This is a genomic window from Hydrogenophaga sp. (assembly GCF_031426985.1).
Lineage (GTDB): Bacteria > Pseudomonadota > Gammaproteobacteria > Burkholderiales > Burkholderiaceae_C > Hydrogenophaga.
On record NZ_JASJOY010000053.1, the window covers coordinates 1 to 7,517 of the forward strand.

Below are 7,517 nucleotides of genomic sequence, written 5' to 3' on the forward strand. Positions count from 1 at the left end.
GAAGGCATCGACCTGCCCGGGCGCCGGCTCATCGGCGCCTTCATCGCCACGCTGGGTCTGCCGCAGGTGAACCCGGTGAACGAACAGCTCAAGGCCCGGCTGCAGGCGAAGTTCGGCCGCGGCTACGACTACACCTACCTGTTCCCCGGCGTGCAGAAGGTGGTGCAGGCCGCGGGCCGTGTGATCCGCAGCGAACAGGACCACGGCACGGTCTGGCTGCTCGACGACCGCTACGCGCGCGCCGAGGTGCGGCGGTTGCTGCCGGCGTGGTGGGTCATCGACCGCCGTCCCGTGGGCTGAGTCCCCGGCGATCAGACCCGCGGCTGCGCGTCGACCTGGCCCCGCAGCCACTGCGCCAGATCGCTGAGCACCTGTCCGCCCAGCGGCGACACCGCGGTGAAGTGGATGCAGGCGTGGATGCCGTCCGGGTAGTGGCGGTGCTCGGTGGCCACGCCCGCTTGTTCGATGCGCTGCGCCAGCGCGTGGCCTTCGTCGCGCAGCGGGTCGTGGCCCATGGTGGCGACCCAGCTCGGCGGCAGCGTGGCGAGTGTGGGCGCGCTCAGCAAGGCGAAGTCCGGGTGCCGGGTGAGTTCGCTGCGACCACCCAGGTAGCTGTCGATGAACCATTGCATGACGCCGAGGGTGAGGAACTTGCCCTCGCCGTTCTCGGCCATCGAGGCGCTGGGCTCGCTGTGGTGCTGCGCCACCGGGTAGATCAGGCCCAGGGCGCGCGGCTTGATCGTGCCGGCCGTGTGCAGGCAGGCGACGGTGGCCAGCTGGGCCCCCGCGCTGTCGCCCGCCAGGGCGATGCGCGACGGATCGGCGCGCAGCTCGCGCGCATGCGTGGCCAGCCATTGCAGCGCGCAGACCACGTCTTGCACGGCGGCGGGAAACGGGTGCTCGGGCGCGAGCCGGTAGTCCACCGCCACCACCACGGCGCCCACGTCGTGGCACAGGGTGCGGCACACCGCGTCGTGGGTCTCGAGGTCGCCGATCACGAAGCCACCGCCGTGCACGTAAAGCAGCGCGGGCAGTGACCCGGAAACATCGGGGTGGTAGATGCGCAGCTGGAGCGGGCCGCCGGGGCCCGGGATGCTGCGGTCTTCCGTGGCGACGGCCGGTGGCGGCAGGCCCAGGCCCGCGGCCAGGTCGCGGTAGATCTGGCGCCCGACCGCGGGCGGCAGCGACTCCAGCGGCGGGTTGCCCTGCGCGGCGGCCTGGGCCAGAAAGCTGGCGAGGCCGGGGTCCATGGGGGCACGGGGGAGCGTGGTGGTGACGGTCATGGTGTTCTCTGTTGTGGGGCAAAAATAGACGCTCAGGCGCTCAGGCCGCAGCGGGTTCGGGATGCGGCGCGGGCGCCTCGGTCGCTGGCGTGCGGGCGGCCTGGGGGCCGGGCAGCAGGAAGTGCGCGAGCGCGGGCAGCAGCACCAGCGCGCCCACCATGTTCCAGACGAACATGAAGGCCAGCAGGATGCCCATGTCGGCCTGGAACTTGATGGGCGAAAACGCCCAGGTGCCCACGGCCAGCGCCAGCGTCACGCCGGTGAGCATCACCACGCGGCCGGTGAACTGCAGCGCGTGCGCATACGCGTCGGCCAGGCTGGCACCGGCGCGCAGCCGGGTGAGCGTGACGCTGAGCACGTAGAGCGCGTAGTCCACACCAATGCCCACGCCCAGCGCGATCACCGGCAAGGTGGCCACCTTCACGCCCATGCCCAGGCCCACCATCAGCGCTTCGCACAGGATGGACGTGAGCATGAGCGGCAGCACCGCCACGATCACCGCGCGCCAGGAGCGGAAGGTGATCCAGCACAGCAGCACCACGGCGGCGTAGACCCACAGCAGCATCTCGCGCATGGCCTGGCGCACCACGATGTTGGTGGCCGCGTCGATGCCGGCGCTGCCCGCGGCGAGCTTGAAGGTCAGCTCGGGCGAGTCGTTCTGTGCCTTGAAGCGTTCCACCTCGGCCACCACGCGCTCCAGCGTTTCGGCCTTGTGGTCTTTCAGGTAGACGTAGAGCGCCAGGAACGAGCAGCTCTGGTTGAACAGCTCGCGCGGCGCGCGGGTCTGCACACCGCCCAGGGCGCTTTCGTTGGGCAGCAGCTCGAACCACTTCAGGTGGCCTTCGTTGTAGCCCACCATGGCCAGCTTGGACAGCGCGGCCATGGAGTTGGTGGACTCCACCCCGGGCAGTTGCTCCAGCTGCCAGGCCAGCGCGTCCAGCGTGGACAGCGCGCCGTAGCTGGTGCAGCGGTCGGGCGGCGTGGTGGCCATCACGGTCAGGATGTCGGTGCTGGCCGCGTAGTGCGAGATCAGGTAGGCGTTGTCCTGGTTGTAGCGCGAGTCCGGGCGCAGCTCGGGCGCGCCCGGGTCGAGGTCGCCGATGGACAGGTGCAGGCTCACCGCGAAGCCCGCCGCGGCCAGCAGCGCGCCCGTGGCGACCGCGATGGCGGCGGCCGGCCGCCGGGTGAAACGGGTCAGGCCCGACCACAGCCACGAGCGCTGCAGGGCCTCGGCCGAGTCCGCGCGCAGGCTGCGCTCGGCCGCCTTGGGGCTCACGCCCACGTAGGACAGCAGGATGGGCAGCAGCAGCAGGTTGGTCACGATCAGCATGGCCACGCCGATGCTGGCGATCAGCGCCAGGTCCTGGATCACCTTGATCTGGATGATGAACAGCACCGCGAAGCCCACGGCGTCGCACAGCAGCGCGGTGGCGCCGGCCACGATCAGGCGGCGGAAGGTGTAGCGCGCGGCCACCACGCGGTGCGTGCCGCGCCCGATGTCCTGCATGATGCCGTTCATCTTCTGCGCGCCGTGGCTCATGCCGATGGCGAACACCAGGAAGGGCACCAGCACCGAATACGGGTCGAGCTCGAAGCCCAGCAGCGCCAACGCACCGAACTGCCAGACCACCGCCACCAGCGAACACGCCACCACCAGCGCCGTGCTGCGCTTGCAGTGCGTGTAGCCGTAGAGCAGGGCCGTGGTGATGGCCAGCGCCAGCAGGAAGAACAGCAGCACCTGCTGCAGGCCTTCGATCAGGTCGCCCACCACCTTGGCAAAACCGGTCACGCGGATCTGCAGCGCATCGCTGTCGTAGCGCGCGCGCAGCGCCTCGATCTGGCGCGAGAGGTCGCCGTAGTCCAGTGCCTGGCCGGTCTCGGGGTGACGGTCCAGCAGCGGCACGAAGACGATGCTGGACTTGAAGTCGCCCGCCACCAGCTGGCCGATCTCGCCCGAGCGCTCCACGTTGGCGCGCAGCTCGGCCAGGCTTTGTGGCGAGCCGTCGAAGGCATCGGGGATCACCGGCCCGCCGTCCAGGCCTTCTTCGGTCACGGCCACCCAGCGCGTGTTGGAGGTCCAGAGCGACTTCATGAACGGGCGGTCCACCCCGGGCAGCAGGAAGATCTCGTCGTTGAGCTTCTGCAGCGTCTCCAGGTACTGCCGGTCGAAGATCGTGCCCTCCTTGGCCTGCACCACCAGGCGCAGCGCGTTGGTCTGGCCGCCCAGGTCGGCCTTGTGCGCCAGGTAGTTGGCGATGTAGGGGTGGCCGGTGGGAATGGTCTTCTCGAAGCTGGCGTTGAGCTGCAGCCGCGTGGCCTGCCAGCCCAGCACCAGGGTGAGCAGCAGGCCGAGCAGCAGCACCCAGGGCCGGTGGTTGAAGAAGGCGCGTTCGATGACCGAGCCCGAGGCCGGGTCAAAGTCCTCCAGCCGCGTGACGACGGGCTGGGCGTCGAGGGGGGAATCGTGGTTCATGGAAACGGGTTCACTCGATGGGCAATGAAGCCAGGCGGCGCATGCCGCGCAGGCTGGCCAGGACCAGGGCGCCGTCGGCGGCCAGGGCGGCACCGGCGATGGGCACGGATTCGCGCACGGGCAGGCGGCGCAGGGCGGCGGCATCGGGTGGTGCGATCAACACCTCGCCGACCTGGCTGACCAGCACGAAGCCGCCGTTGGGCAACACGGCGCTGGCCCCCAGCGAGGCGGCGGTCTGGCTCTCCAGCCGCTCCCAGCGCGCCGCGCCGGGGCCGGCGCGGTAGGCCGAACCGCGCAGCCCGTGGGCAACCAGGTGGCCGCCCGGGGTTTGCAGCAGGCCGAGGAAGCTGCCCTTGTAGGGCGATGGCAGGGCCTCGAAGCTGGCACCGTTATCGACCGAGCGCATCAGCAGGCCCTGCTCGCCGGCCACGACCAGCTGGCCAGCCGTGGCCCGCAGGCCGTAGAGGTGCAGGCCCTGCGGGTTGGCCGCTCGCGCCGGCAGCGGCTGCCAGGATTTGCCGCCGTCCGCCGTGGCGAACAGCAGCCCATAGGCGCCCGCGGCAAAGCCGCGCTGCGCGTCGATGAAGCTCAGGTCGAAGAAGGGCTTGTCCGGGCCTTCGTCCACCAGGGCCTGTGCGTCGGCCAGGGCCGCGGCGTCGCCCGATGCGCGCGCCGCTTCGGCCACGCGTGCGGCGGCGGCAATGCCGTCGAGCTGCTTGCGCCAGGTCTGGCCGCCGTCGTCGCTGTGCAGGATGGTGCCCAGATGACCGGCGGCCCAGCCGTGGCGCTCATCGGCAAAAGCCACGCAGGTCAGCGTCACCTGCACCGGCACGGCCGCCTGCCGCCAGTGCTGGCCGTGGTCGTCCGACAGCAGCACCGTGCCACGCTCGCCCACGGCCACCAGGCGGCTGCCGGCCCGGGTCACCGCGAGCATCGCGGCACCCAGGGCCTTGGGACTCATCAGGGCCGGGCGCGAGAGCGCAGCGGGGGCCGGCGCAGCGACCGCGTACAGCGGTAGCAGCCCGGGCACCGCAGCGCCGGCCAACCCCACCAGCGCCGCGCGCCGCGACACGCCGGAGCGCGCAGCCGATACGGGAGCCATCACCTGCTGCCTTCGCTGGCCAGCAACTCGGGGCTGAACACCGAACGCAACAGCGGCGGCATGACCTCGTACTGCCTGGGCAGTTCGTTGGAGGCCATGTTCAGGTAGTAGGCGCCGCTCTGCATGTCATAGCCGCCCCACATCACGAAGCTGGTCACGGCCGGGATGTCGGGCGCGGTCAGCATCAGCGAGTAGTTGGTGCGCCAGAGCTGGCCCTTGGCGTCCCAGCCATCGAACAGCACGATCTGCCACGAGTCTTCGTCGATGTAGTACTTGCGCTTGGGCACCACATGGCGCTTGCCCGCGGCCAGCGTGGCCTCGACTTCCCACACCCGGTGCAGCTCCCAGCGCACCTGGGCCGGGTTGAGCGTGCCCGGTGTCACCAGCTCCTCCACCTTGGCGGCGGCTGCGCGGTTGTTGTTGTAGGGGATGTAGACCTCTTTCTTGCCGACCAGCTTCAGATCGTGTTTGTCGATCGGGCCGAACAGGTTGAAGGCTTCATCGAACAGGCCGATGCCCGAGGTCACGGAGTCGGGTGTGTCGTAGGCCACCGAGGGCGCCTTGCGCACGCGGCGCTGGCCTACGAGGTACTGCCACAGGCCGCGCGGCGCCGAGGCGTTGACGCCGTCGTGCGCGAGGATCGCCTCACCGGCCTTGGAGCCCGGGGCGTTGGCCACGAACTTGCCGAACTGGTAGAAGCCGTCGAACTTGTCCAGGCTGCCGGTCTTGTCGTAGTAGGTCTGGCTGATGGTCTGCACACCGCCCGAGGCCATGCTGCGCCGGCCGTCGGCCGTCACCACCCAGACCCGCACCGGCATGGTGTAGTTGCCGCCGCGCCAGGCCAGGCGGTGGTTCCAGATGGCTTCATAGCCGTCCTTCGGGATGGGAAACGGAATGCCACCGTAGGCGCCTTCGACGCCGTGGCCCCCTTCCACCGTCTTCGCCCGGGTGGCATTCAGGAACGTGTTGTCGTAGACGAACTGCGGCGCGGCGGCGCTGCGGCGCGTGGGGTAGACGTCGATGCGGAAGTCGGGGTGCTTCTTCATCAGCGCCTGCACGCCGTCGGTGAGCTTGTCGGCGTGTTCGGCCATGTTCTTCGCGCTGATCGACAGCAGGGGCTTGTCGGCGGCAAAGGGGTCGGGGCGCGCGTCACCGTTGCGGTAGCCCGCGGGGGCCTTGCTCAGGCCGCCGTCCCAGGCCGGAATGGTGCCGGCCTTGTTGCCGGCCTTTTCTGCGCCCACCGGTGTCAGCGTGGACTTGAGTTTGGCGGCTTCTTCCGCCGTCACGGCGGCCTGCAGCGGGAGGGACGTGGCCAGCAGCGCGGCCAGCAGCCAGTGGGGTTTTGCGTTGTGCTTCATGGTGTTTCTCGGGTGGGGGTCAGAAGGTGCGGGAGACGTTGAAGGACAGGTAGTCGCGGTCTTTCAGGGTCTGGCCAAAGGACAACATGCGCGTGGGGGTGCGCGGGTCGGCCACGGTGAAGGTGTTTTCCTTGCCGAAGAAGGCCGTGTAGTTCAGGCCGACGTTCCAGCTGTTCTGGTACTTGGCCTTGATGCCCACGCTGACATCGCCCGCCTTGCTGGCACCGCCGGCGAAGTTGAAGATGGCCGAGGAGCGGCCGCCAAAGTTGTAGCCCAGGCCGATCGGGATCGACAGGTCCAGACCCGGCAGCACCTGGAAGTACTGCGGCTCGAAGATCATGCGAAACGCCATGGCGCTGCGGGTGGTGTTGGGGTCGAGCCCGCCAAAGCCCACAGCGCTGGGGTTCTTGTCCACGCTCATGACGCGGTTCCAGGCCAGTTCGGCCACCAGCGCGCCACCGTCCCACAGGCTGGACTTGTTGAGCACGTAGATGCCCGAGAGGTTCAGGTGCGCGGTCTTGCCGATGGCGTAGCAGGGGTTGCTGGCGGAGCCGCTGCAGTTGAGCGGCGGCATGAAGGGCGCGCCACCGAGCACGGCGGGGTCGTTGGCCAGCGGTGCGTCGGTGCGCACCGAGCCTTCGAGCGCCCAGTTCAGCTGGCCGATGGAAGACGTGACGCTGGCGCCCACGGTCTTGATGCCCTCGGCGTAGACCTGGTGCACGTTGCCGTTGACCAGGTCGAACACCGGCACGGCGGGGGTCTTGTCGTGGTAACGCGCGGCGTAGAAACCGAACTCGTAGTCGCTGCCCGCGGGCGACCAGCGCAGCTGGGCGCCGAACTGCCCGCTGTCGCCCGGACGCTGGTCCTTGCTGTTGTCGGTCACCAGCACCGGCGGCAGCGGCGGGCCGAAGAACACCTGGCCACCCCCGATGTAGTCCTGGTTCGAGAAATAGCTGCCCACGCCCGGGATCTTGCTGGGCCTCCACTTGAGCTGGTAGTAGCCGCCCAGCGTCACGCCTTCGGCCACCTGCAGGCTGCCCGAGACCTGCTCCACCGGCAGCAGCACTTCCTTGAACTGCCAGTTGGGCACCGAGACGATCTTGGCCACGTCCACCGGGCCCTGGGCATTGGCGATGCCGTTCTGCCCGAAGAACAGGCTTTCACCGTACTGCAGGGCGTGTTTGCCGACGCGGATGGAACCGGGCAGCTCGCCCACCGAACCCTTGGCGTAGACGAAGGCGTCGAGCACTTCGCCGCCTCGGCCGTGCCGGCTGCGCGTGGCCGGGATGAATTCGTTGGCC

General features: G+C 69.6%; 6 protein-coding genes. 1 reads left to right on the forward strand and 5 read right to left on the reverse strand.

All coding sequences use genetic code 11. The features are described 5' to 3' along the window. Positions 1-300 (forward strand): helicase C-terminal domain-containing protein (locus RMP09_RS07465; RefSeq protein WP_310565343.1); only part of this gene is annotated, 300 nt, incomplete at its 5' end. Between the two features lie 11 nt (positions 301-311). Here the strand turns inward: RMP09_RS07465 and RMP09_RS07470 are convergent. The 5 genes from RMP09_RS07470 to RMP09_RS07490 form a co-directional block, all read right to left on the reverse strand. Further along, positions 312-1,283 (reverse strand): alpha/beta hydrolase, encoded by a 972-nt coding sequence (locus RMP09_RS07470; RefSeq protein ID WP_310565344.1) that lies wholly within the window; start codon positions 1,281-1,283, stop codon positions 312-314. Positions 1,284-1,323: 40 nt separating this feature from the next. After that, on the reverse strand, positions 1,324-3,756 hold the full coding sequence (locus RMP09_RS07475) for an MMPL family transporter (protein ID WP_310565345.1): 2,433 nt from the start codon (positions 3,754-3,756) through the stop codon (positions 1,324-1,326). A gap of 10 nt (positions 3,757-3,766) precedes the next feature. Beyond that, entirely contained in the window at positions 3,767-4,858 is a 1,092-nt protein-coding gene (locus RMP09_RS07480; protein WP_310565346.1) for a WD40/YVTN/BNR-like repeat-containing protein, read from the reverse strand. Further along, complete coding sequence (locus RMP09_RS07485; RefSeq protein ID WP_310565347.1) at positions 4,858-6,216, reverse strand: DUF1329 domain-containing protein; 1,359 nt, start codon at positions 6,214-6,216, stop codon at positions 4,858-4,860. Before RMP09_RS07485 ends, RMP09_RS07480 begins: the two co-directional genes overlap by 1 nt. Before the next feature lie 19 nt (positions 6,217-6,235). Next, the coding region (locus RMP09_RS07490) for a DUF1302 domain-containing protein (protein WP_310565348.1) at positions 6,236-7,517 on the reverse strand (1,282 nt) is incomplete at its 5' end.

Coding starts and splice junctions, on each gene's coding strand:
- RMP09_RS07480 (WP_310565346.1), bottom strand. CDS start 4,858: ATGGCTCCCGTATCGGCTGCGCGCTCCGGCGTGTCGCGGCGCGCGGCG.
- RMP09_RS07475 (WP_310565345.1), bottom strand. CDS start 3,756: ATGAACCACGATTCCCCCCTCGACGCCCAGCCCGTCGTCACGCGGCTG.
- RMP09_RS07470 (WP_310565344.1), bottom strand. CDS start 1,283: ATGACCGTCACCACCACGCTCCCCCGTGCCCCCATGGACCCCGGCCTC.
- RMP09_RS07485 (WP_310565347.1), bottom strand. CDS start 6,216: ATGAAGCACAACGCAAAACCCCACTGGCTGCTGGCCGCGCTGCTGGCC.